Below are 23,641 nucleotides of genomic sequence, written 5' to 3' on the forward strand. Positions count from 1 at the left end.
ACGTTCGGTGCGGGTTGCAAGTGGTTGAATTGAAAAGAAATTTGCCTCGATAAGGGGCAGCCTGGTGAGAAAGTGTCTATGAAAGCAGGTCTGTACCAACCAGATGAATTCAAGGATAACTGCGGTTTCGGCCTGATAGCCCATATGCAGGGCGAGCCCAGTCATACCCTTTTGCAAACGGCCATTGAGGCCCTGACCTGCATGACCCACCGCGGTGGGATCAACGCCGACGGCAAGACCGGTGACGGTTGCGGTCTGCTGATTCAAAAGCCGGACGTGTTCCTGCGAGCGATCGCCCAGGAAGCATTCGGCGTCGAACTGCCCAAGCAATATGCGGTGGGCATGGTCTTCTTCAATCAGGACCCGGTCAAAGCCGAAGCCGCTCGCGAGAACATGAACCGCGAGATCCTGGCGGCCGGCCTGCAGCTCGTCGGCTGGCGCAAAGTGCCGATCGACACCAGCGTCCTCGGCCGCCTGGCCCTTGAGCGCCTGCCGCAGATCGAGCAAGTGTTCATCGGCGGTGAAGGCCTGAGCGATCAGGACATGGCGATCAAGCTGTTCAGTTCCCGTCGTCGTTCGTCCGTGGCCAACGCCGCCGACACCGATCACTACATCTGCAGCTTTTCCCACAAGACCATTATCTACAAAGGCTTGATGATGCCGGCGGACCTCACCGCCTTCTATCCAGACCTGAGCGACCAGCGCCTGCAAACCGCGATTTGCGTGTTTCACCAGCGCTTCTCCACCAACACCCTGCCGAAATGGCCGCTGGCGCAACCGTTCCGCTTCCTGGCGCACAACGGCGAAATCAACACCATCACCGGCAACCGCAACTGGGCCGTGGCACGTCGTACAAAGTTTGCCAACGACCTGATGCCCGATCTGGAAGAACTCGGCCCGCTGGTCAACCGCGTCGGTTCCGACTCTTCCAGCATGGACAACATGCTTGAACTGATGGTGACCGGGGGCATCGACCTGTTCCGTGGCGTGCGGATGATCATTCCGCCTGCGTGGCAGAACGTCGAGACCATGGACCCGGATCTGCGTGCGTTCTACGAATACAACTCGATGCACATGGAACCGTGGGACGGCCCGGCCGGCGTGGTAATGACCGACGGTCGTTACGCGGTGTGCCTGCTCGACCGTAACGGTCTGCGTCCGGCGCGTTGGGTGACCACCAAGAACGGTTTCATCACCCTGGCCTCGGAAATCGGCGTCTGGAACTACCAGCCTGAAGACGTAATTGCCAAGGGCCGCGTTGGTCCGGGCCAGATCTTCGCCGTGGACACCGAAACCGGGCAGATCCTCGACACCGACGCCATCGACAACCGCTTGAAGTCGCGTCATCCGTACAAGCAATGGCTGCGCAAGAATGCCCTGCGCATCCAGGCAACCATGGAAGATAACGACCACGGCTCGGCGTTCTACGACGTTGACCAGCTCAAGCAGTACATGAAGATGTATCAGGTCACGTTCGAAGAGCGCGACCAGGTGCTGCGACCGCTTGGCGAGCAAGGTTATGAAGCCGTCGGCTCGATGGGCGACGACACGCCGATGGCCGTGCTGTCCCAGCGCGTGCGCACACCGTACGACTATTTCCGCCAGCAATTTGCACAGGTCACCAACCCGCCGATCGATCCGCTGCGTGAAGCCATCGTCATGTCGCTGGAAATCTGCCTCGGTGCCGAGCGCAACATTTTCCAGGAGTCGCCGGAACACGCTTCGCGCGTGATCCTCAGCTCGCCGGTCATTTCCCCGGCCAAGTGGCGTTCGCTGATGAACCTCGATCGTCCGGGCTTCGAACGCCAGATCATCGACCTTAACTACGACGAAAGCGTCGGCCTCGAAGCGGCGATCCGCAACGTTGCCGACCAGGCTGAAGAAGCTGTGCGCGCCGGTCGTACCCAGGTTGTGCTGAGTGACCGGCACATTGCTCCGGGCAAGTTGCCGATCCACGCTTCGCTCGCCACCGGCGCGGTACACCACCGCCTGACCGAGAAAGGCCTGCGTTGCGACTCCAACATCCTGGTGGAGACCGCGACTGCGCGCGATCCGCACCACTTCGCGGTGTTGATCGGTTTCGGCGCCTCGGCGGTCTATCCGTTCCTGGCCTACGAAGTGCTGGGCGACCTGATCCGTACCGGTGAAGTCCTGGGCGACCTCTATGAGGTGTTCAAGAACTACCGCAAAGGCATCACCAAAGGTCTGTTGAAGATCCTGTCGAAGATGGGTATCTCCACCATTACCTCGTACCGTGGTGCGCAGCTGTTCGAGGCCATCGGCCTGTCCGAAGAAGTGTGCGAGCTGAGCTTCCGTGGCGTGCCAAGTCGCATCAAGGGTGCGCGTTTCGTTGACATCGAAGCCGAGCAGAAAGCCCTGGCTGCCGAAGCCTGGAGCCCGCGCAAGCCAATCCAGCAGGGCGGTTTGCTGAAGTTCGTCCACGGTGGCGAATATCACGCGTACAACCCGGACGTGGTCAACACCCTGCAAGCCGCTGTGCAGCAGGGCGACTACAGCAAGTTCAAGGAATACACGGCGCTGGTGGACAACCGTCCGGTGTCGATGATCCGCGACATGTTCAAGGTCAAGACCCTGGACACGCCGCTGGACATCAGCGAGATCGAACCGCTGGAATCGGTGCTCAAGCGCTTCGATTCCGCGGGCATCTCCCTCGGTGCATTGTCGCCGGAAGCTCACGAAGCCCTGGCTGAAGCGATGAACCGCCTTGGTGCGCGTTCCAACTCCGGCGAAGGCGGCGAAGACCCGGCGCGCTACGGCACCATCAAGAGCTCGAAAATCAAGCAGGTGGCGACTGGCCGTTTTGGTGTGACCCCGGAATACCTGGTCAACGCTGAAGTGCTGCAGATCAAGGTCGCCCAAGGCGCCAAGCCCGGTGAAGGCGGTCAACTGCCAGGTGGCAAGGTCAACGGCCTGATCGCCAAGCTGCGTTACGCAGTGCCGGGCGTGACCCTGATCTCGCCGCCGCCGCACCACGACATCTATTCGATCGAAGATTTGTCGCAGCTGATTTTCGACCTCAAGCAAGTCAATCCGAAGGCGCTGGTCTCGGTGAAGCTGGTAGCAGAAGCCGGCGTCGGCACCATTGCTGCCGGTGTGGCCAAGGCCTACGCGGACTTGATCACTATCTCCGGCTACGACGGCGGCACCGGCGCATCGCCGCTGACCTCGATCAAGTACGCGGGCGCACCGTGGGAACTCGGCCTGGCCGAAACCCACCAGACCCTGCGCGGCAACGACCTGCGCGGTAAAGTCCGGGTACAAACCGACGGCGGCCTGAAAACCGGCCTCGACGTGATCAAGGCTGCGATCCTCGGCGCTGAAAGCTTTGGCTTCGGTACCGCGCCAATGATCGCCCTGGGCTGCAAATACCTGCGCATCTGCCACCTGAACAACTGCGCCACCGGCGTCGCGACCCAGAACGAGAAGCTGCGCAAGGATCACTACATCGGCACCGTCGACATGGTAGTGAACTTCTTCACCTACGTCGCCGAAGAAACCCGTGAGTGGCTGGCCAAGCTGGGCGTGCGCTCCCTCGAAGAGCTGATCGGTCGTACCGATCTGCTGGACATCCTCGAAGGCCAGACCGCCAAGCAGCGGCACCTGGACCTGACCCCGTTGCTCGGCAGCGATCACATCCCGGCAGACAAGCCTCAGTTCTGCCAGGTAGAGCGCAACCCGCCGTTCGACAAAGGTTTGCTGGCCGAGAAAATGGTCGACATGGCCACCTCTGCCATCAACGACAAGAGCGGCGCCGATTTTGCCCTGGACATCTGCAACTGCGACCGTTCGATCGGCGCACGGATCTCCGGCGAAATCGCGCGCAAGCACGGCAACCAAGGCATGGCGAACGCGCCGATCACCTTCCGCTTCAAAGGAACGGCCGGTCAGAGCTTCGGCGTTTGGAACGCGGGCGGCTTGAACATGTACCTGGAAGGCGATGCCAACGACTACGTCGGCAAGGGCATGACCGGCGGCAAACTGGTCATCGTGCCGCCCAAGGGCAGCATCTACAAGACTCAGGACAGTGCCATCATCGGCAACACCTGCCTGTATGGCGCCACCGGTGGCAAACTGTTCGCCGCCGGTACTGCGGGCGAGCGTTTTGCCGTGCGTAACTCCGGTGCTCATACCGTAGTCGAAGGCACGGGCGATCACTGCTGCGAGTACATGACCGGCGGTTTCGTCTGCGTCCTGGGCAAGACCGGCTACAACTTCGGTTCAGGCATGACCGGCGGTTTCGCCTACGTGCTCGACCAGGACAACAGCTTCGTTGACCGGGTCAACCACGAACTGGTGGAAATCCAGCGCATCAGCGGCGAAGCGATGGAAGCCTATCGCAGCCACCTGCAGCGCGTGCTCGACGAATACGTCGCGGAAACCGACAGCGAATGGGGTCGTAACCTCGCTGAAAACCTCGATGACTATCTGCGTCGTTTCTGGCTGGTCAAGCCCAAGGCTGCCAACTTGAAATCGTTGCTTTCCAGCACCCGTGCCAACCCGCAGTGATATGCGCCTGAAGAGTTTGATGAGGTTTTAACAATGGCTGAACGTCTGAATAATGACTTCCAGTTCATCGAGGTCGGGCGCAAGGATCCGAAGAAGAAACTGTTGCGTCAACGCAAGAAAGAGTTCGTGGAGATCTACGAACCTTTCAAACCCCAGCATTCGGCCGATCAGGCCCACCGCTGCCTGGGTTGCGGTAACCCGTATTGCGAATGGAAGTGCCCGGTGCACAACTTCATTCCGAACTGGCTGAAGCTGGTGGCCGAGGGCAACATCCTCCAGGCCGCCGAACTGTCGCACCAGACCAACACACTGCCGGAAGTGTGCGGGCGAGTGTGCCCGCAGGATCGTCTGTGCGAGGGGGCGTGCACCCTCAACGACGGCTTCGGCGCAGTGACCATCGGTTCGGTCGAGAAATACATCACCGATACCGCGTTCGCCATGGGCTGGCGCCCGGACATGTCCAAGGTCAAGCCGACCGGCAAGCGTGTTGCGATTATCGGCGCGGGCCCGGCCGGTCTGGGCTGTGCCGACGTACTGGTGCGTGGCGGCGTGACCCCGGTAGTGTTCGACAAGAACCCGGAAATCGGCGGCCTGCTGACCTTCGGCATTCCCGAGTTCAAGCTGGAAAAGACCGTGTTGAGCAATCGTCGCGAAGTCTTCACCGGCATGGGCATCGAGTTCCGCCTGAACACCGAAGTGGGCAAGGACGTGACCGTCGAGCAACTGCTCGAAGAATACGATGCCGTGTTCATGGGCATGGGCACCTACACCTACATGAAGGGCGGCTTTGCCGGTGAGGACCTGCCGGGCGTGCATGACGCGCTCGACTTCCTGATCGCCAACGTTAATCGCAACCTGGGCTTTGAAAAGTCGCCGGAAGATTTCGTCGACATGAAAGGCAAGAAGGTTGTGGTCCTGGGCGGCGGCGACACGGCCATGGACTGCAACCGTACGTCGATTCGCCAGGGTGCCAAATCGGTGACCTGTGCCTATCGTCGCGACGAAGCCAACATGCCGGGCTCGCGCAAAGAGGTGAAGAACGCCAAGGAAGAGGGGGTGAAATTCCTCTACAACCGCCAGCCGATCGCCATTGTCGGTGAAGACCGCGTCGAAGGCGTGAAAGTGGTCGAGACCCGTCTCGGCGAACCGGACGCCCGTGGCCGTCGCAGCCCCGAGCCGATCCCGGGCTCCGAAGAAATCATCCCGGCCGACGCCGTGGTTATCGCCTTCGGTTTCCGCCCTAGCCCGGCGTCGTGGTTTGAACAGCACAGCATCCAGACGGACAGCCAGGGCCGCGTTGTGGCCCCGGAGCAGGGTCAGTACAAACACCAGACCAGCAACCCGAAAATCTTCGCCGGTGGCGATATGGTTCGCGGCTCTGACCTGGTGGTGACGGCGATCTTCGAAGGCCGCAACGCCGCCGAAGGGATCCTGGATTACCTGGGGGTCTAGCCCTCCGATCCAGACCTGACATGCAATAACCCTGTGGGAGCTGGCCTGCCAGCGATAGCATCACCTCGGACCGACTGACACACCGAGGTGTCCGCATCGCTGGCAGGCCAGCTCCCACATTGGTTTTGTGGTGTTGCGAAAGCCGTGTTCCAGCGCGACAAATTGACCCGATAGACAAAAGGCTGACCTGCAACCGTGCCTTTTGCCTCGCGCTCTGAGAAAATGCCCGCACTTTTTTTCCGGATGCCGACATGACTGCCCTGAAGAACGACCGTTTCCTTCGCGCCCTGCTCAAGCAACCCGTAGACGTCACGCCTGTGTGGATGATGCGTCAGGCCGGTCGCTACTTGCCGGAATACCGCGCCAGCCGTGCCAAGGCCGGTGATTTCATGAGCCTGTGCATGAACCCGGAGTTCGCTTGCGAAGTCACCATGCAGCCGCTCGACCGCTATCCGCAACTGGACGCGGCGATCCTGTTCTCCGACATCCTGACCATTCCTGACGCCATGGGCCAGGGCCTGTACTTCGAGACGGGCGAAGGTCCGCGCTTCAAGAAAGTCGTCAGCACCCTGGCCGACATCGAAGCCCTGCCGATTCCTGATCCGCATAAAGACCTCGGCTACGTCATGGATGCGGTCAGCACCATCCGCCGCGAACTGAACGGTCGTGTGCCGCTGATCGGTTTCTCTGGCAGCCCATGGACCCTGGCCACCTACATGGTCGAAGGCGGCTCGTCGAAAGACTACCGCAAGACCAAAACCATGCTCTACGACAATCCGCAAGCCTTGCACCTGTTACTGGACAAGCTGGCTCAGTCGGTCACCAGCTACCTCAACGGCCAGATCATGGCCGGTGCCCAGGCGGTGCAGATCTTCGATAGCTGGGGCGGGAACCTCTCGGCGGCGGCTTACCAGGAGTTCTCCCTGGCCTACATGCGCAAGATCGTCAGCGGCCTGATCCGCGAACACGAAGGTCGCAAGGTGCCAGTCATCCTGTTCACCAAGGGCGGGGGGCTGTGGCTTGAAAGCATCGCCGATGCCGGCGCTGATGCGTTGGGTCTGGACTGGACCTGTGACATCGGCAGTGCCCGTGATCGTGTCGGCGGCAAAGTTGCGCTGCAGGGCAACATGGACCCTACCGTGCTCTACGCCAATCCTGAAGCCATTCGTACCGAAGTCGGGCGGATTCTCGCCAGCTACGGCAAGGGCAGCGGGCACGTATTCAATCTCGGCCATGGCATTACACCGGAGGTCAATCCGGAACACGCCGGCGCGTTCCTGCGCGCGGTGCATGAGTTGTCGGCGCAGTATCACGAGTAGTCGTCGCCCAATAGAAAACGCCCGGCTCGTGCCGGGCGTTTTTGTTTGGAACACGATCAAAAGATCGCAGCCTGCGGCAGCTCCCATACTGTAGGAGCTGCCGAAGGCTGCGATCTTCTGCTTTTAAGCTTTAACACCACCCAGCGGCGGCAATTTCGCCAACTTCAATGCCACCAGCAGCGCAATCACCAGCAAGGTACCCACGAACAACCCGATCCCGTTCCAGCCACCCAGGTGCCAGAACACACCGCCCGCCGTCCCGGCAATGCTCGACCCGGCGTAATAGCTGAACAGGTACAGCGACGACGCCTGGCCCTTGGCCCTGGTTGCGCGTCGGCCAATCCAGCTGCTCGCGACCGAATGCGCGCCGAAGAAGCCGAAGGTGAAGATCAGCATGCCGATGATCACCACCGGCAGTGACGTGAACATCGTCAGGGCGAGGCCGCCGATCATCAATACGATGGTCGACCAGAGCACTTTGCGGCGCCCCAGTTTGTCGGCCAGCGAACCTATTTTTGCCGAACTGTAGATCCCCGACAGGTACACCACCGACAGCAGCCCGACGAAGGCTTGTTCCATGTGGTACGGCTCGGCCAGCAGCCGATAGCCGATGTAGTTGAACAAGGTGACAAAGGCCCCCATCAGCACAAAGGCCTCAAGAAACAGCAGCGGCAAACCGGCGTCACGAAAATGCATGGTGAAACCGTCGACCAGGCTGCGTGGGTGCAGCGAGCGTGGACGGAAGTTGCGTGATTCCGGAAGTATTTTCCAGAACACTGCCGCTGCAATCAGCGCCAGGCCCCCGATGACCAGCATTGCGGTATGCCAGCTGACGAAGTCGATCAACACCCCGGTGATCAGGCGTCCGCTCATCCCGCCAATCGCATTGCCGCCGATGTACAGCCCCATGGCGAGTCCGATGTGCTGCGGGTGGATCTCTTCGCTCAGATAAGTCATGGCCACCGCGGCCAGGCCACTCAATGACAAGCCGATCAGCGCGCGCATCAGCAACACGCCGTGCCAGCTTGGCATCATCGAGCTGGCGATGGTGCACAGCGCCGCTGCCAATAGCGCGGCGACCATCACCGGCTTGCGTCCGACCCGATCGGAAATGGGCCCGGTGATCAGCAGGCCGATGGCGAGCATGCCAGTGGCCACCGAGAGAATCAGGCTGCTCTGGGCTGCATTGATCGAATATTCATGGGACAGCAGCGGCATCATCGGTTGCACGCAATACAGCAGGGCGAACGTCGCAAAGCCACCGCAGAACAACGCCAGCACTGTGCGAATGAACATCGGCGTGCCTTTCTCGATGTAAATCTCCTTGAGCTCGGCAGCGACATCATCCACTGCGCAAGGTGGGACTTCATGGGCGAGTGGCGCAACAACAGTTTTCACTTCGGACCTCGGGAGCGGGCAGCCGGTCAGGCAATGAAAAAAGCATATAGCTGCCTAATGATTCAATCCAATATATTATTCGACCTGTTTAAGAGCTTTTGCGACCTAATGAGGTTTTCATGGAATTGCGTCACCTTCGTTACTTCATTGCCGTCGCTGAAGAACTGCACTTCGGCCGCGCCGCACAGGTGCTGGGCATCTCGCAACCGCCCTTGAGCCAGCAGATTCAGGCACTGGAGCAAGAGGTAGGGGCGCGGTTGTTTGAGCGTACCAATCGTCGGGTCGAGCTTAGCGAGGCGGGCCGGCTGTTCCTGCAGGAAGCGCGGCTGGTGCTGGCGCAGGTCGACAAAGCCGCCGACGTTGCCCGTCGGGCGCAACTGGGCGAACTGGGGGAGCTGAAAATCGGCTTTACCTCATCGGCGCCATTCAACTCGACCATCCCCCAGGCAATTTTCGCGTTCCGCCAGCGCTTCCCGGCGGTGCATTTGAACCTTCGGGAAATGAGCAGTACCCAGGTGGCCGATGCGCTGGTTGATGAGTCGATTGAAGTCGGCATCATGCGCCCGCTGGGGCTGCCGGATTCCCTCAGCGTGGTCGAGCTGATGAGTGAACCGCTGGTAGCGGTACTCAGCTCCAAACATCCGCTGGTGAACGGCAGCGAGGAGGGGTTGTTCCTGTCAGCCTTGGCCCTCGAACCTTTCGTGTTTTTCCCGCGCAGCTATGGCAGCGGCCTTTACGCGCAACTGCTGAGCCTGGCCCGCGACTCCGGTTTCAGTCCGCACTTCGCCCAGGAGGCCGGCGAGGCGATGACCATTATCGGGTTGGTGGCCGCAGGGTTGGGCGTTTCGGTGCTGCCGGCGTCTTATCAGCGGATGCGGATTGACGGAGTCGTGTACCGGCCCTTGCTCGATCCGGCGGCGGTGTCGGCGGTGTGGCTGGTGCAGCGCAAGGACCAGAAATCGCCGATGGCGCGGGCGTTTGTGGAGTTGTTGACGAGGAAAGTCGAGCCGCTGCAAGCGTGACTGCTTTGGCTCGTGTTCACCCCGTAGGAGCTGCCGAAGGCTGCGATTTTTTGATCTTTATGTGTTTCAAGACCAGCGCCGAAAAATCAGCGAAGTATTCACCCCGCCAAACGCAAAATTATTGTTCATCACATACTGATTACTCATCTGCCGAAATTCGCCGCGCAGGTAATCGAGCTTGCCGCAGTGCGGGTCGATGTCGTCCAGATTGAAGGTGTGGGCATACAGGTCGCTGTTCATCATTTCGATGCTGAACCACGACTCCAGTGCGCCACAGGCGCCGAGGGTGTGGCCAAGGAAACTCTTCTGCGAACTGATAGGCATGTGCTCGCCAAACAGCGCGCTGGTCGCCAGGGTCTCGGCGATGTCGCCTTGTTCCGTGGCAGTGCCGTGGCCGTTCACGTAGCCGATGTTGGAAGGCTGCAGGCCCGCGTCTTCCAACGCCAGTTCCATGGCCCGGCGCATGGTGACCTGCTCCGGACGGGTGGTGTGCTGACCGTCTGCGTTGCTGCCAAAGCCGACCAGTTCGGCGTGAATGCGCGCGCCGCGGGCCAGTGCGTGTTCCAGTTCTTCGAGCACCAGCATGCCGCTGCCTTCACCAATCACCAGGCCGTCGCGGCCCTTGTCGTAAGGGCGCGGCGTGGTCTGCGGGGCGTCGTTTTTCAGGCTGGTGGCGTAGAGCGCGTCGAAGACCATGGCTTCGGTGGGGCACAGCTCTTCGGCACCGCCGGCAAGCATCAGCGGCAGGCGGCCGAACTTGATCGATTCGTAGGCGTAGCCAATGCCCTGGCTGCCGCTGGTGCAGGCGCTGGACGTGGGGATCAGGCGTCCTGTGAGGCCGAAGAAGATGCTGATGTTCGCCGCCGTGGTGTGCGGCATCATGCGCACGTAGGAATTGGCGTTGAGCCCCTCGGCCACCGAGTTGAGCAGCATATTGCCGAACGCTTTGATTTCGTCGGTGCTGCCAGTGGACGAGCCGCACGCCACGCCCATGCGTCCGTCCTTGATCGATGCATCGCCCAGCAACCCGGCATCGGCCAGAGCCTGCTCCGCGGCACCTACCGCCAGGCGCGATACCCGGCCCATGCTGCGCAGTTGCTTGCGGGTCCAGTGGGCGGGCACCTTGAAGTCATCGATGGGCCCGGCCAGACGGGTGTTGAGCTCGGTAAACCGGTCCCACTCGTCCATCCGGCGGATGCCGCTGCGGTTGGCCGCGAAGTTGCCGGCTATGGTTTCCCAGTCGCTGCCCAATGAGGTGATACCGGCCATGCCGGTGACGACGACGCGCTTCATCAGCACAGGCCTCCATTGACGGCCAGAACCTGGCGGGTGATGTACGACGCTTCCGCCGACATCAGGAAATTCACCGCGCCGGCCACCTCTTCTGGGGTGCCCATGCGCTGTGCGGGGATCATCTTCATCAGTTCTTCCACCGGCACGTTTTCATCGAGCATCGCCGTGTCGATCAGACCGGGTGCGACACAGTTGACGGTGATCTTGCGTTTGCCCAGCTCGATCGCCAGGGCTTTCGCCGCGCCGATCAAACCCGCCTTGGAAGCGCTGTAGTTGACCTGGCCACGGTTGCCGATCAGTCCCGATACCGAGGTAATGCACACAATGCGCCCGGCCGCACGGCGGCGGATCATTGGCATCATCACCGGGTGCAGCACATTGTAGAAACCGTCCAGGTTGGTACGCATCACCACATCCCAATCATCCTCGCTCAGCGCCGGAAAAGCACCGTCGCGGGTCAGTCCGGCGTTGAGCACCACGCCGTAATAGGCACCGTGGGTTTCTACGTCCGCTTCAAGGATGACCCTGCAGCTGGCGCGGTCGGACACATCGAATTGCAGTATGCGGGCTTTTCGCCCCAAGGCTTCGACCTCTTTCTTGACCGCGCCAGCTTCCGCCAGGCCACTGCGGCAATGCAGCACGATGTCATGGCCGGCCTGGGCCAGACGCAGGGCAATGGCGCGCCCGATACCACGGCTGGAACCGGTGACCAGTATGGATTCAGTCATGACTGGACTCCTTTGATTCATCAAGATATTGCGCGGCCTGAGGCGGGCGGAACACGTTCAGACGAGCGGTGGCGTGGATGCCGGGGGCATTGATATGACATTCGAATACACCCATGCCGTTCTCATCTTCCAGTGAGCGCAGCCCGTGTATGGTCAGCTCGGTGCCGACCGGGAAGTGTTCCACATTGCATTCGAACTTGCGGGTGCCGAGCAGGAAACCCAGCGCGACCGCGTCGCCGCGCTGGCGGGCGTGACAGCCGGCATAGGCGGCGACGCTCTGGGCCATCAGCTCGATGCCGACCCAGGCCGGCAAGCTGCCGTCGGGGCGGCTGAACAGGCCTTCAGGCCTGACCTCCAGGCGGGTGTGGATCTGCTCATCATCGAACGACAGGATCTGTTCGATCAGGATCATGTCGCCAGCGTGCGGCAGCAGTTCGGCGAGCGGCCAGTCGATCATGGTGCGTCTCCTATTATCAGGCTGACGTTATTGCCACCGAAAGCGAAGGAATTGCTCATCAGGTAGCGCGGTGCAATGGACGACAGGCGATCCGTCCTGGTCACCCAGTTCAGAGGTGGCAGGTCAGGGTCGGGTTGACCATCCCAGACATGCGGCGCCATGGCGTGCTGCAGATTGTCCTTGCACAGGCTCAGCCAGCAGAACGCAGCTTCCAGGGCGCCCGCTGCGCCGAGGGTGTGGCCGGTCAGCGGTTTGGTCGACGAGCAGGGCACCCCATCCGGGAACAGGGTTGTCACCGCCAGGCTTTCCATCGAATCATTATGTTGTGTGGCCGTGCCGTGCAGGTTCAGGTAGGCAATCTGGGACGGTTGCAGATTCGCACGATCCAGGGCCTTGCGCATGGCCTGCAGGGCGCCGCGGCCAGCCGGTTCCGGCGCGGAAATATGGTGTGCATCGGAACTCGCACCGCTGCCCAGCAGCGCAATCGACGGGCTGCCGCCGGGCTGTCTGGTCATCAGGAACAGTACGGCCGCTTCGCCGATGTTGATGCCGTTGCGATTGACTGAAAACGGGTTGCAGCGCTGACCGGACACGGCCTCCAGCGCCGAGAAACCGTTGAGGGTCAGTTTGCACAGGCTGTCGACTCCGCCGCACAGCACCGCATCGCACAACCCCATGTTCAACAGGCGCTGGGCGCTCATCAGCGCCCGGGCACTTGAGGTGCACGCGGTAGAGATGACATAGGCCGGACCGCTGGTTTGCAGCCAGTCGGCGAGGAAATTCGCCGGCGCCCCGAGTTCCTGTTGCTGGTAGTTGTAGTCAGCGGGAAACACCTCCTCGCGAATGTAATGGGCCAGGCCGCGGCTGGCTTCGTCTATGCCTGAAGTGCTGGTGCCCAGGACCACGCCAATGCGATGGCGGCCGTAGGTCGCAATCGCCTGGTCAATGTCCTCGCGAATCTGCAGGGCGGCTTCCAGCAGCAGCTGATTGTTGCGGCTGGCTTGCTCCGACAGTTCGACAGGGATGGCCACGAGGTCGCCGCGCACAGCCGCCACCGGCACCGTACGATCGACAATCCAGCCGGCTTCGTCGCGCATTCCGGAGCAGTCGCCGGCAAACAGGTTGCGGCTGACCTCCTCCTTGCCCCGGCCCAGGGCGCAAATCACCCCCAGGGCGTTTAAATAGGCCGTCATGGCGTGTCCCCGCTCAGGGGCGTGACCTGGTATTTCGGACCTTTGGGTAGGGTCAGATCGAAGTTTTGCGATTGCCTGTAGCGCACGTCCCAACGCTCGGGCAATGACCGTTGCGTACCGTGTTGCCAGGCGGTCGGATAGTTGCCTTGCAATTGATCCCTGGGGGTCAGCGCAAACAGCAACGCGGCGAACAGTTCCCGCGCTTCGGCATTGGGTGGCAGCAGGCCGTCGGCGTGCCATGCGCCGTCGACCAGTTTCTGCCGGGCTTGGGGAATGCCCAGCAGGTCCATCAGCGACCAGCGAATGCCCGGCCCTTCGCGCTGGATCACCAGTACCCAGTCCAGGCGCTGGTCGGCTTGCAGGCGCTGGATATGCAGTTGCATGGGCAGCGGCAGGTCAGGCGTTTGCTCGGGCAGCGGCGCGCGGCTGGTGCAGGCGCTCAGCAGCACTGTACCGAGCAGCAAAAATGCGGGAACGAGCCTGCTCGCGATGGCGGCGAAGTAATCAACAATCCAGTTGCCTGACCCCTCGCTATCGCGAGCAGGCTCACTCCTGCAGGATTGCGCGGCGTTGAAAATACTCATCAAACGGCACCTTCAAGCGGTTTGCGCGCCACCACATTGACCAGGGTTTCTTCCCGCTCACCAACGGCTTTTGGCCGTTGCAGGCCCAGGCGCTCCAGCAGGCCGAAATCCCTGGCGCGACTCCACCACAGGTATGGGTAGGACACGTTCTGCGGGCCGAACTCGAAACCCTGTTGGCGAATCATCTGCAGATACCCGGCGGCACTTTTTTGCACATGCATGGGATGGCGAAACAACCAGCGAATCACCCAGGTATCAATGTAAGCCTCGGTGGATTCGGCGAACAGCAGGTACCCTCCAGGTTTCAATACTCGATAGAACTCGGCCAGGGCCAGGTCCTGCTCTACCAGGTGATGGAACGTCTGGTGACAGAACAACAGGTCGACACTGGCGTCCGGCAGTTGAATGCTCGCGCAGTCACTGCCGATCAATTCCACTTCTATGCACTGGCGAGCGGCTTCTTCACGGCTGAGTTCGAGACTGTGAGGGTCGGCATCCAGTCCTGTAAGGCGTTGCGGTGCAAAGGTCTGGTGCAACAGCTGGAACGACTTACCCTGGCCACAACCGGCATCGAGCAGCACGGGATGAGCGGGTGGTGGTTCGCTGAACAGGCTTCGCAGGTCATTGATCGCCACCCGCAACACGTGGTGCTGCCAGGTGTGGCTGCGCAGGAACCAGAAACCGAAGCGGGTTTCCTCGACGTAATTGTCGCTCAGGAAACTCATGTGGCGTCCCTTGCGCACAGTTCCGAGAGCATCCGCAGCCGGCGTTTGGGTTCGGCCACGAACGGGTTGCGTTCGTCCCAGGCATAACCGGCGAGGATCGCGCTGATCATGCGGCGAATGTCCGGTGAACTGCCCGGATGGTAGATCACGTCCTGGAAGGTTCCGGCGTACCAGCCTTCCACGTAGCAGCGAAACGTATCGACGCCACGCTTGAGCGGGACGGCAAAGTCGCTTTCCCAGTCGACATTTTCACCCTGCAGTTGGCGATGCAGTACCGCAGCGGCCATGCTCGCCGAGCGCATGGCAATGGTCACGCCGGAGGAAAACACCGGGTCCAGGAATTCGGCGGCGTTACCCAGCAGCGCGAAGCCGGGCCCGTGCAGGGATTTGACGTTGGCCGAATAACCACCGATGGTGCGCGCGGGGGTGTCCCAGACTGCGTTGTCGAGCACGGCCGACAGGCTTGGGGTTTCGGCGATAAAACCACGCAGGCAGTCGTCCAGATTGTCTGCGCGCCCCGCGAAATGTTCCGCCGCCGCGACCACGCCCACAGAGCACCGGCCATTGCTGAACGGGATGGTCCAGAACCAGATATCGCGCTGGGTTGGATGGGTGGTGACGAGGATTTTGCTGCGATCGAAGGCCGGATTGTCGATATGGTCTTCGACATGGGTGAACACGGCCTGGCGCACCGGAAAGTTCGACGGCGCTTCGAGGTCGAGCAGGCGCGGCAGGACCCGCCCGTAGCCGCTGGCATCGAGTATGAATTGGGCTTCTATGCGGTACTCGCTGCCATCTTCGCGCAGCACGCCGAGCTGAGGTTTTGCCGGGTCGGCCACCACGCTGACGATGGTTTCACCGTAGCGGATTTCGACGCCTTGCAGCGCTGCCTGGTCCGCCAGCAGCTTGTCGAAATCGGCGCGCAGCACCTGGAAGGTGGTCGGTTTGCCGTTGCTGAAGGTGTCGCCAAAGTCGAACGCGCTGTACTGCTCGCCCCAGGCGAAGGCCGCCCCGGTTTTCAGTTGGAAACCGGCGGCGTTTACTGCATCGAGCATGCCCGCTTCCTCGACGAAGTCCAGACAGTGGGACAGCAGGCTTTCGCCAATGGAAAACCTCGGGAAATGCTGACGCTCGATCATCAGCACATCATGCCCTTTGCGTTTAAGCAAAGCGGCGGCGATGGCACCCGAAGGGCCTGCGCCGATGACAACCACCTGGCGACGTTCCGTTTCAACTGTTGGCATGGGGGTTCCTTGCCGGGGCGGCGATGTTCATGGGGATTCGGTGCATGCCGACCAGTGCCGGCAGCAATGTCGCGATCAGTCCCATCAGCATCAGCGCAAAATACAGCGCCGGGCTGATGAGATGTTGTTGCAGCAGCAGGTTGAGAAAGACGATCTCGCTCAAACCGCGAATATTCAGCAGAACACTTTCCCGCCAGCGACTGGCGCCTTCAAACGAAGCACCGGCCCAGCCCAGGCCCAGCCAGTTGCCCAGCAATTTGCTGGCTATCGGCAACACCAGCAACGCTGCCAGCTGCCCCCAGCCAAGGCTGGCCATGGCGCTATGGACGTCGATTTGCACGATGCCGAACGTGAGAATGAGCGGGATCGCGATGTTCGTCTGCAACCGACTCATCCAGGCCGCCGGCAGCGGCAGGACTAATGGCACTTTCAAGGCCGCCATGCACAGCAGGTAGCCGATGCCGAGAATCAGTGCATTGAGCTTGAAGTGTTCGGCAACCACCAGCAGCGCGAAGAAACAGCCGCTGTGCAACAACGGTTGGCGCATGCCGAGCAGGCTCAGCAGTAACGGCAGGCAGGCTCCTGCCAATGGCAGCAGCAGACTGCTCAAGTGCAGGCTGCCCTGGGCGATGGCGAACAGGGTCCAGCACGTGAGGTCGATCAGGATGGCGGTCTGCACCAGGCGTCGCGTCGCAGCGCTCGGGTAGTTGATGTGTCGCAAGTACAGGTACAACACGGGAATTGCGGTGATGGCGAACAGCAGGCCGACTGCCAGCGAGCTGATCCAGGGCTGCGCGGGCAACAGCCATACCGCAGTAGCCAGTCCGCAAGCGAAGGGAATGCAGAAACTCGGCAGGGCAATTTTCAGGCTCTGGCGGTCCAGACGCAGGTCGATGACGTCACTGAGGATATGCCCCAGTAACAGGGCAAAACTCAGGCTGTAGAGGTTTTTCAGCCAGGCCGGCGAGATAAGCTGGGCGCCACTCAATTGCCAGCCGGGCTCGATCCAGAAGTACATCAACAGCGGCAAACCGATGGTGGCCAGCAGCAACTGGCTGACAATAGGGATCAGGCCAAAGCGGCGCCCGACGTAGGTCGCCAGGGCAAACAGACTCAGGGCCAGAATCCAGAACAGGGCGATCATCATGCCACCGACTCCGCCGTTTCAACCGCATGACTCTGGCGGCCAGCCCACGGCGCCAGCATGAAACTGAACACCAGCCCCAGGCTCACGGACAGGCCGAAGTTGCTCACCGCAGGCGTGCTCGACACGGCCAGCAGACCGAATGACAGCCAAGTGGTCAGCGCCGCCAGCAAGGTGCCCAGCAGGCTCACTGCCGCCCCCCCGACCTGCTCGCGCATGAGGATCGCGTAGTCGACGCTGATGGCGGTGACCAATAGCAGGCCAAACAGGCTGAACAATGTCAGCGGCTGCCCCAGCCAGCCCAGACCGGCCAGGCTGCACAGCGCGGCCAGCAGCGGCAGAGTGACAATGCGCAAGGCGCCGCCAAGGCCGAACGGCAGGATCAGCACCAGCACGATCAGCACGCAGGAGGCCAGTTTCAACTCGGCGGCGTTGATCTGGGTCGCGGCGAAGACGCTGTTCAATTCACCCAGGCGATCGACCAGCTCCACACCCGGCAGGTCCAGGGCCTGAACCTGCAGCAGCGCGGGGTTATTCAAGCCTTGCAGGCTGACCATCGCCGCTACGCCTCCGTCATCGGTCGAACCCAGCCACAGGGCACGATAGGGCTCTGCCAGCGGGCCGCGTAGCGCCGTGTCGACATCCTGGATCGGCAACGCGCGCAAGCTCTCGAGTTCGGCTTGCAGTGCTGCCACCGGCACGCCGAGATCAAGCAACGGCTGCCAGTGTTGCGCCAGTTTGTTCAGCGCTTCGCGAACCTGTACCTGTTCGCTGGGCGGGCTGACCAGTTGATTGAGGGACAGGTAACCCTGGAGTTTCTCCAGGTTGACCAGTTGATCGAGTCGCTCGCTCAGCGCGTTCTGGCGTTCGAGCAATTGCTGCTGATCGGCCGCGCGCACCAGGAAGAACTGGCTGGTGGGCTGATAGCCGGTGATCCGGGCAATGGTCTGGGCTTCGTCCGTCAGCTGCTGGGGCGCGCCGACCCATTGGCGGATATCGTTCTTGCTGTCGAGCTGCAGCAGGCCGGCGACGCAGAAGGCGACCAGCACTGCCAGCAATACCGGGGTGCTTGCCCGCTTGATCAGTGCTTCGCGGCACAGCAGCAAGCTTTCGCAAACCCTTAACGGCCATTGTGCAGGGCGCAATTGCACACCCTTCAGCAATGCCGGTAGCAGGCATACCGCGCACAAGTAGGCGCCGATCAGACCCGCTGCGGAGAACACCGCGATCTGGGTCAGCGCTGGAAACGGAGTCCAGGCCAGGGCGAGGTAACCGATGCAACTGGTGATCAGGCTCAGGGTCAGGCCGGGCAAGGTCAGGCGCAGGGCTGGCCAGCTGCGCCAGGGGTTCAGGCTCCAGCTTTTGGACAGGTAATGCAGCGGGTAGTCGACCGCCACGCCGATCAGGCTCGAACCGAGCACCAGCGTCATCACATGCATATGGCCGAACAGGGCGACGCAGGCCACCGCACCGAAGAGCATGCCCACCAGCACCGGGACAAAGGCGAGCAAGACGCGCCAGCGCCGGAAGGCCAGCAGTAGCAATAATAGAATGCCGATCGTGGCGCCGCCGCCGACCCAGGTCATTTCGCGGGTGGCTTGCTGCTGGCCGTTTGCGGCATAGAGCAGGCCGCTGGCCGCCAACAGTTGTACCTTGGCCTGGGCGGCTTCGGCACGGCTGCTTTGGAGCAGTTCGGCGACCTGCAGGGGCAGCTTCATGTCGAATGCATTGCCGGTGGTGCGCGCGCGCAGCAGCACCCAGCTTATGCCGTCAGTATCAGCCACCAGCGCACCGCTGCCGATGTCCAGTTGTACGGCGCCGTGTTGGGGCTGGCTGTTCTGGATGCGTCCGGTTAACCCTAGCCAGTCTTCCTGGCTGGGTACCAGACTGAAACCGGTGAAGGGGTCGAAGAGGCCTTGCACGCGCTGCTGGATGAACGCTTCGGGGTGCTCGATCAACTGCTGGCGATCTTCGACCGAGAGCATCGCCAGGCGACCCTCCAGCAGCTGGGTGCGCAGCGCCGGCAAGTCGGCTTGCAGGTTCCACTGGACCTTTTCGAACAGGCCGCTGGCTTGCCATTGCTCGCCGAGTTGCTGCGCCATGGCCACGGCCTGTAGGCGATCAGCGTGGCCGACCAGCACCAGCATCTCGCGGTTCAACGGTTCCTGCATGCGCTGCTCGGCGCGTGACTCCAGTGCATCCGGTGCCGTGCCTGGTACCAGCTCCATCAGGTTGGCCGACAGCGGTGGGCCGTTACGCCATTGCCAACCGGCCAGCGCCAGTACCACCAGTAGCAGGATCAGGAAAATCTGCGGGAGCCTGCGTTCACTCGGCAAAGTCATGTTGCTCCGAGTCGCTCAACGGTTGCGCGGCGGTACTGTCCTGCATGCGTAAAAGGGTGCTGTCGCCCTGGGTTTCAAGCAGTTCGATACTGTGCACCAACTCGGCCCCGGCAATGTTGATCTGGTTGAACACCTGCTTTAACAGCAGCGAACGCGGGATCAGGGTCAACTTCCAGTCCTGTGCATCGCCACTGAGCGACAGGTCGAAGTCTCGTTGCAGCCCGCTGCTGTCACCTTGCAGCACCGCGAGGAACAAACGGTTCTGCTCGGCTCCGGCGCTTTTGCCCGGCAGCATTTGCCAGCCGTTACCTTCGCGCCGGGCGATGCCCTTGGCGGTGATCCGATAATCCTGCTGCAGCGGTGTTCTGAGCAGCCAGAGCAGGCCGTGGTTTTTCGCCAGGACGAATGTGCCCTTGCTGGTCAGCGGCTGGGGCAGGGCGCGCAGGTGTTTTTCCTGGATGAAACTGCCGTGGATCACGTCAGGTTTGCCCAGTTGATCGCTGAGCTGCTGCAGATCAAAAGCCTGGGCCAGTGAAGTACCCAGCAGCATGACGCCTGCCACCAGAAATTTGCAGCAGGTTGTCCGCCAGTTCATTCGAGCACCTTTTCCACTGCATCGGTAAAGATCTTGGGTGAAGCCAGTTGCATTTCGCGATTGCTCATATCGACGGCGACCTGCACGGATACAGCGCGGGTCAGGCGTTCGCCGGTTTCCAGGTCGGTGATCAGGTAGTTGATCTTCAACCGGTTCTCCCATTCCACCAGGTTCGCCCGGACGTTGAGCTTCTGACCGAACACCGCGCCACGTACATACCGCAGCTGCAGGTCGATCACCGGCCAGGCGTAGCCCGACTCGACCATGGCGCTGTAGTTGTGGCCGATTCGGTCCAGCAACGCACAGCGGGCGACTTCCAGGTATTTGATGTAATGGCCGTGCCAGACGACGTGCATGGTGTCGACGTCGAAGAACGGCACGAGGATTTGCGTATCGATGTGAAGCACACCCTTGCTACGCATGCAGCCTCCAGTGTTGTTCGGCGATACGCTGCAGGCACAGGCGCAACTCGCTCTCCAGGGCCCGGTCTTCGATGACCGGCGGGAAATCTTCAGCCAGCTGCGCGTGCATGGCGGCAAGTGCCGGCGGCAATGTACGCGCGTCCTCGGCTTTACTGCGTAACCAGACGCCCTGGTTGGCGGCCAGCAGCGTCGCGGCAGCCACTTGTTCGGTCAGCTCCAGCACGCGAATCGCATCCCGTGCAGCGATGGTGCCCATGCTCACCTTGTCCTGATTGTGGCACTCGGTGGAGCGGGAAAAGACGCTGGCCGGCATGGTGTTCTTCAGGGCTTCCGCAGTCCACGCGCTCGTACCGATCTGCACCGCCTTGAAGCCGTGATTGAGCATCGCCCGATCAGCCGTGGCACCCGACAGATTGCTCGGCAAGCCATGGTTGTAGCGCTCGTCGACCAACAGTGCGAGCTGACGATCGAGCAGGTCGGCGACGTTGGCAACCAGGGTCTTCAGGCTATCCATCGCAAAGGCGATGTGGCCGCCGTAGAAATGACCGCCGTGCAGTACCCGCTCGGCTTCAGCGTCGATGATCGGATTGTCGTTGGCGCTGTTGAGTTCTATTTCGATGAACGAGCGCAACCAGTTCAGGCTATCGGCCAATACGCCTAGCACGTGGGGCGCACACCGCAGGGAATAGCGATCCTGCAGGCGATGCAGCGGTGCGGTGGGAGCGTCGATAGCCAGGTCCTTGCGCAGCCATGCAGCGACCTGCGTCTGCCCCGGATGGGGTTTCGCGGCGAACAGGCGTTCGTCGAAGTGTTCCGGATTGCCTTGCAGCGCCACCACGTTCATTGCGGTGATGCGGGTGGCCAGTTGCAGCAGGTAATCGGCTCGCGCGTAGGCCAGGCAGGCGAGGCCCGTCATGACGGCGGTACCGTTCATCAATGCCAGGGCTTCCTTGGGCCTGAGCACCAGGGGTTCCCAGCCCAGTTCGCGATGGACGTCGGCCGCTGGCCGGCGTTCGCCACCAAACATGACTTCGCGCTCGCCGGACAACGTCGCGGCGACATACGACAACGGTGTCAGGTCGCCGCTGGCGCCCACCGAGCCTTCCTCCGGTATCAGCGGCAGGATGTCGTGTGCAAGGAAGGCCTGGAGGCGCTCCAGCAGTTCCACGCGAACCCCCGACACACCCTGGCACAGCGACTGCAGGCGTGCAGCGAGCACGGCGCGGGTCGCCTGGGCGTCGAGTAACTTGCCCAGGCCGCAACCGTGGAATGTGTACAGGTGACGAGGCAGCGCCTCGACGTGATGCAGCGGCACCGCGACTACGCAGGAGTCGCCATAGCCGGTAGTCACGCCGTAAATCACCCCTTCCTTGTCCAGCAGAGAATCCAGGAACTGCGGGCCTTTGGCGATGCGCTGGCGAAACAGGGCGTCGCCTTGCAACTGCACAGGCACCTGGCGGTTGGCCAGGGCCCGCACATCTTCAATACGCAGGGGGAGTTCGCCGAAGGTTACCGGCTCAAGCGTTGGCGTCGTCATCGGTCTTCCAGAAAGGGTAAAAGTTGAACCATTGTTGTGGTGCTTCGAGGCAATAGTGACCCAAGCGTTCGGCGTAGCGGCTCGCCCACTGATGAATGACCTGTTCGCGCTCGCTGCGTTTCCAGGTCACGGCATCGGTGAACGGCTCGAGTGTCAGTCGATAATCGCCCGTTGGCTTCTTCAGGCACAACAACAGGTTTACCGGGCATTTGAGCAGGCCAGCCAGCAGCCATGGGCCCTGCGGAAATGCGGCCTGATGGCCGAGAAAGTCCACCGTGACGCTACGCCCGCCATGCAGTGGGACACGATCGCCGGCAATTGCCAGCCACTCGCCACGTTCCAGACGCTCGTGCAGTTGCAGCATGATCACCGGGTCCAGCTCGCTCACCTGAATCAGGCGCAAGTTGGTCGCGCCGGCTTCGCCCAGCAGTCGGTTGAACTGCTCGGCATGCTTGGTGTGCACCAGCACGTTCATGGTGACCTTTTCGCCGATCTCCGCCAAGGCGCGGCACACCTCGAGATTGCCCAGGTGCGCACCCACCAGCATCTGGCCGCGGGAGCCACGCAATTGATCGCGCAGCAGGGCGGGGTCGATGATTTCGATCTGCTCGATGCTCAGCTTGCCGTTCCAGACGTCGAGTTTGTCGAGCATCGAGTCGGCAAATGCCATGAATTGGCCGAAGACGCGCCAGTGGGTAGGGCGCAAGTCGCTGCGCCCGCTCCAGTCGGCAAGCCGTTGCTGGTATTGCCAGGCGCTGCGGCGAGCGCTTCGACCAAAGAGGAAAAAGTACAGGACGATGCCATACAACAGTGGGCTCAACAGGCGCCGACCCAGCACCCGGGCACCGAATGCCGTGAGCTTCATCAGCCAGAAACTGCCGCGCTCCTCACGGTCGGCCCAGTGCGCCTTGTTGGAGTTGCTGCTCATGTGCGCCACCGCTGCCAGAGCATCGCCGGCGCGCGCAACAACATGCCGAAAAACAGCCGCGTGTGCATGCTCGAAATCAGTACGTTGTCGTGGAGCAGGCGAAAGTGTGAAACGCCATCCAGCGGATAATGAACCCGTGTAGGCCGCCACAGCATCGGTTGATTGCGCCAGGCCAGGCGCACCAGGATGTCCGAGTCGAAATCCATGCGCTTGCCGATTTTCGCCGAGTCGATCAAGTCCAGTACGGGCGGCAACGGATACACGCGAAAGCCGCACATCGAGTCGCGAATCTGCAGCGACAGTGTGTTGATCCAGACCATCACGTGGGTCAGGTAGCGGGCATACAGGCGGCCCTTGGGGACGCTTGCGTCGTATTGCGGGTACCCGCAGATAATCGCTTCGGGGTGGGCGCGAGACTGCTCGATGAAGGTGCCGATGTCCTGCAGGTCGTGCTGGCCGTCGGCATCCACCTGCAATGCGTGAGTGAACCCCAGGCGCGCGGCTTCGCGCAGACCGGTCATGACCGCACCGCCCTTGCCCTGGTTGGCGGCGAGGCGAATCAGGAATACCTTTTCGCGCAGCGCCAGGCGATCGAGCACTTTTGCACAGGACGGGGCGCTGGCATCGTCCACCAGGATGCAGGGAAGACCGCTGCCAAGTACCGCCTCGACCACGGTGGTAATCGCGGTTTCGTGGTTGTAGACCGGGATGACGGCGCAAGGTTTATGCAT

Annotated in this window: 19 protein-coding genes; 4 read left to right on the plus strand and 15 right to left on the minus strand. The window is 61.6% G+C overall.

Translation table 11 applies throughout. From position 1 onward, the window contains the following. The first annotated feature begins 78 nt into the window (after positions 1 to 78). The 3 genes from gltB to hemE all read left to right on the plus strand — a co-directional run bounded on the left by gltB (position 79) and on the right by hemE (position 7,298). Positions 79 to 4,527, plus strand: a complete 4,449-nt coding sequence (gltB, locus tag AAEZ09_RS02755; protein WP_045061933.1) for a glutamate synthase large subunit — start codon at positions 79 to 81, stop codon at positions 4,525 to 4,527. A 33-nt stretch (positions 4,528 to 4,560) separates the two neighbouring features. After that, the gene (locus AAEZ09_RS02760) at positions 4,561 to 5,979 is read left to right on the plus strand and encodes a glutamate synthase small subunit GltD family protein (RefSeq protein WP_045061932.1); all 1,419 of its coding nucleotides are present in this window, start codon (positions 4,561 to 4,563) and stop codon (positions 5,977 to 5,979) included. A gap of 251 nt (positions 5,980 to 6,230) precedes the next feature. After that, positions 6,231 to 7,298: a uroporphyrinogen decarboxylase gene (gene hemE, locus AAEZ09_RS02765; protein WP_045061931.1), complete on the plus strand. Its 1,068-nt coding sequence runs from the start codon at positions 6,231 to 6,233 to the stop codon at positions 7,296 to 7,298. A gap of 123 nt (positions 7,299 to 7,421) precedes the next feature. On the opposite strand, the gene AAEZ09_RS02770 is transcribed toward hemE, so the two are convergent. Then, positions 7,422 to 8,696, minus strand: a complete 1,275-nt coding sequence (locus AAEZ09_RS02770; RefSeq protein WP_045061930.1) for an MFS transporter — start codon at positions 8,694 to 8,696, stop codon at positions 7,422 to 7,424. Positions 8,697 to 8,815: 119 nt separating this feature from the next. On the opposite strand from AAEZ09_RS02770, the gene AAEZ09_RS02775 reads away from it, so the two are divergent. Beyond that, a complete protein-coding gene (locus tag AAEZ09_RS02775; RefSeq protein WP_201149584.1) occupies positions 8,816 to 9,718 on the plus strand; it encodes a LysR family transcriptional regulator in 903 nt (300 codons plus the stop codon). A 66-nt stretch (positions 9,719 to 9,784) separates the two neighbouring features. Here the strand turns inward: AAEZ09_RS02775 and AAEZ09_RS02780 are convergent, their stop codons facing one another. From AAEZ09_RS02780 to AAEZ09_RS02845, 14 genes are read right to left on the minus strand one after another with little or no spacing between them, the layout of a single operon-like run. Beyond that, positions 9,785 to 11,011, minus strand: coding sequence for a beta-ketoacyl-ACP synthase (locus AAEZ09_RS02780; RefSeq protein WP_350598048.1), 1,227 nt, complete (start codon positions 11,009 to 11,011; stop codon positions 9,785 to 9,787). Next, complete coding sequence (gene fabG / locus AAEZ09_RS02785; RefSeq protein ID WP_045061927.1) at positions 11,011 to 11,739, minus strand: 3-oxoacyl-ACP reductase FabG; 729 nt, start codon at positions 11,737 to 11,739, stop codon at positions 11,011 to 11,013. Before fabG ends, AAEZ09_RS02780 begins: the two co-directional genes overlap by 1 nt. After that, on the minus strand, positions 11,732 to 12,196 hold the full coding sequence (locus AAEZ09_RS02790; RefSeq protein ID WP_045061926.1) for a hotdog family protein: 465 nt from the start codon (positions 12,194 to 12,196) through the stop codon (positions 11,732 to 11,734). Before AAEZ09_RS02790 ends, fabG begins: the two co-directional genes overlap by 8 nt. Next, on the minus strand, positions 12,193 to 13,389 hold the full coding sequence (locus AAEZ09_RS02795; RefSeq protein ID WP_045061925.1) for a beta-ketoacyl-[acyl-carrier-protein] synthase family protein: 1,197 nt from the start codon (positions 13,387 to 13,389) through the stop codon (positions 12,193 to 12,195). The genes AAEZ09_RS02790 and AAEZ09_RS02795 overlap by 4 nt, the downstream gene beginning before the upstream one ends. Beyond that, positions 13,386 to 13,973 (minus strand): hypothetical protein, encoded by a 588-nt coding sequence (locus tag AAEZ09_RS02800; RefSeq protein WP_082069244.1) that lies wholly within the window; start codon positions 13,971 to 13,973, stop codon positions 13,386 to 13,388. The genes AAEZ09_RS02795 and AAEZ09_RS02800 overlap by 4 nt, the downstream gene beginning before the upstream one ends. Further along, complete coding sequence (locus AAEZ09_RS02805) at positions 13,973 to 14,698, minus strand: class I SAM-dependent methyltransferase (RefSeq protein ID WP_122841498.1); 726 nt, start codon at positions 14,696 to 14,698, stop codon at positions 13,973 to 13,975. Before AAEZ09_RS02805 ends, AAEZ09_RS02800 begins: the two co-directional genes overlap by 1 nt. Continuing rightward, a complete protein-coding gene (locus AAEZ09_RS02810) occupies positions 14,695 to 15,942 on the minus strand; it encodes an NAD(P)/FAD-dependent oxidoreductase (protein ID WP_205893436.1) in 1,248 nt (415 codons plus the stop codon). The genes AAEZ09_RS02805 and AAEZ09_RS02810 overlap by 4 nt, the downstream gene beginning before the upstream one ends. After that, complete coding sequence (locus tag AAEZ09_RS02815) at positions 15,929 to 17,089, minus strand: cation:proton antiporter (RefSeq protein ID WP_350598053.1); 1,161 nt, start codon at positions 17,087 to 17,089, stop codon at positions 15,929 to 15,931. Before AAEZ09_RS02815 ends, AAEZ09_RS02810 begins: the two co-directional genes overlap by 14 nt. After that, positions 17,086 to 19,428 carry an MMPL family transporter gene (locus AAEZ09_RS02820; protein WP_350598055.1) on the minus strand — a complete coding sequence of 781 codons (2,343 nt, stop codon included), beginning with the start codon at positions 19,426 to 19,428 and terminating at the stop codon, positions 17,086 to 17,088. The genes AAEZ09_RS02815 and AAEZ09_RS02820 overlap by 4 nt, the downstream gene beginning before the upstream one ends. Beyond that, the gene (locus tag AAEZ09_RS02825) at positions 19,412 to 20,023 is read right to left on the minus strand and encodes an outer membrane lipoprotein carrier protein LolA (protein WP_045061920.1); all 612 of its coding nucleotides are present in this window, start codon (positions 20,021 to 20,023) and stop codon (positions 19,412 to 19,414) included. Before AAEZ09_RS02825 ends, AAEZ09_RS02820 begins: the two co-directional genes overlap by 17 nt. Continuing rightward, positions 20,020 to 20,445: an acyl-CoA thioesterase gene (locus AAEZ09_RS02830; RefSeq protein WP_045061919.1), complete on the minus strand. Its 426-nt coding sequence runs from the start codon at positions 20,443 to 20,445 to the stop codon at positions 20,020 to 20,022. The genes AAEZ09_RS02825 and AAEZ09_RS02830 overlap by 4 nt, the downstream gene beginning before the upstream one ends. Continuing rightward, complete coding sequence (locus AAEZ09_RS02835; RefSeq protein WP_045061918.1) at positions 20,438 to 21,982, minus strand: HAL/PAL/TAL family ammonia-lyase; 1,545 nt, start codon at positions 21,980 to 21,982, stop codon at positions 20,438 to 20,440. Before AAEZ09_RS02835 ends, AAEZ09_RS02830 begins: the two co-directional genes overlap by 8 nt. Then, the gene (locus AAEZ09_RS02840) at positions 21,963 to 22,910 is read right to left on the minus strand and encodes a lysophospholipid acyltransferase family protein (protein ID WP_350598058.1); all 948 of its coding nucleotides are present in this window, start codon (positions 22,908 to 22,910) and stop codon (positions 21,963 to 21,965) included. Before AAEZ09_RS02840 ends, AAEZ09_RS02835 begins: the two co-directional genes overlap by 20 nt. Continuing rightward, positions 22,907 to 23,641: a glycosyltransferase family 2 protein gene (locus tag AAEZ09_RS02845; RefSeq protein ID WP_350598060.1), complete on the minus strand. Its 735-nt coding sequence runs from the start codon at positions 23,639 to 23,641 to the stop codon at positions 22,907 to 22,909. Before AAEZ09_RS02845 ends, AAEZ09_RS02840 begins: the two co-directional genes overlap by 4 nt.

It is taken from the genome of Pseudomonas sp. 65/3-MNA-CIBAN-0223 (assembly GCF_040310425.1).
In the GTDB taxonomy this organism is placed as follows: domain Bacteria; phylum Pseudomonadota; class Gammaproteobacteria; order Pseudomonadales; family Pseudomonadaceae; genus Aquipseudomonas; species Aquipseudomonas gregormendelii.

Coding starts and splice junctions, on each gene's coding strand:
- gltB (WP_045061933.1), top strand. CDS start 79: ATGAAAGCAGGTCTGTACCAACCAGATGAATTCAAGGATAACTGCGGT.
- AAEZ09_RS02760 (WP_045061932.1), top strand. CDS start 4,561: ATGGCTGAACGTCTGAATAATGACTTCCAGTTCATCGAGGTCGGGCGC.
- hemE (WP_045061931.1), top strand. CDS start 6,231: ATGACTGCCCTGAAGAACGACCGTTTCCTTCGCGCCCTGCTCAAGCAA.
- AAEZ09_RS02775 (WP_201149584.1), top strand. CDS start 8,816: ATGGAATTGCGTCACCTTCGTTACTTCATTGCCGTCGCTGAAGAACTG.
- AAEZ09_RS02780 (WP_350598048.1), bottom strand. CDS start 11,011: ATGAAGCGCGTCGTCGTCACCGGCATGGCCGGTATCACCTCATTGGGC.
- fabG (WP_045061927.1), bottom strand. CDS start 11,739: ATGACTGAATCCATACTGGTCACCGGTTCCAGCCGTGGTATCGGGCGC.
- AAEZ09_RS02790 (WP_045061926.1), bottom strand. CDS start 12,196: ATGATCGACTGGCCGCTCGCCGAACTGCTGCCGCACGCTGGCGACATG.
- AAEZ09_RS02795 (WP_045061925.1), bottom strand. CDS start 13,389: ATGACGGCCTATTTAAACGCCCTGGGGGTGATTTGCGCCCTGGGCCGG.
- AAEZ09_RS02800 (WP_082069244.1), bottom strand. CDS start 13,973: ATGAGTATTTTCAACGCCGCGCAATCCTGCAGGAGTGAGCCTGCTCGC.
- AAEZ09_RS02805 (WP_122841498.1), bottom strand. CDS start 14,698: ATGAGTTTCCTGAGCGACAATTACGTCGAGGAAACCCGCTTCGGTTTC.
- AAEZ09_RS02810 (WP_205893436.1), bottom strand. CDS start 15,942: ATGCCAACAGTTGAAACGGAACGTCGCCAGGTGGTTGTCATCGGCGCA.
- AAEZ09_RS02815 (WP_350598053.1), bottom strand. CDS start 17,089: ATGATGATCGCCCTGTTCTGGATTCTGGCCCTGAGTCTGTTTGCCCTG.
- AAEZ09_RS02820 (WP_350598055.1), bottom strand. CDS start 19,428: ATGACTTTGCCGAGTGAACGCAGGCTCCCGCAGATTTTCCTGATCCTG.
- AAEZ09_RS02825 (WP_045061920.1), bottom strand. CDS start 20,023: ATGAACTGGCGGACAACCTGCTGCAAATTTCTGGTGGCAGGCGTCATG.
- AAEZ09_RS02830 (WP_045061919.1), bottom strand. CDS start 20,445: ATGCGTAGCAAGGGTGTGCTTCACATCGATACGCAAATCCTCGTGCCG.
- AAEZ09_RS02835 (WP_045061918.1), bottom strand. CDS start 21,982: ATGACGACGCCAACGCTTGAGCCGGTAACCTTCGGCGAACTCCCCCTG.
- AAEZ09_RS02840 (WP_350598058.1), bottom strand. CDS start 22,910: ATGAGCAGCAACTCCAACAAGGCGCACTGGGCCGACCGTGAGGAGCGC.
- AAEZ09_RS02845 (WP_350598060.1), bottom strand. CDS start 23,641: ATGCATAAACCTTGCGCCGTCATCCCGGTCTACAACCACGAAACCGCG.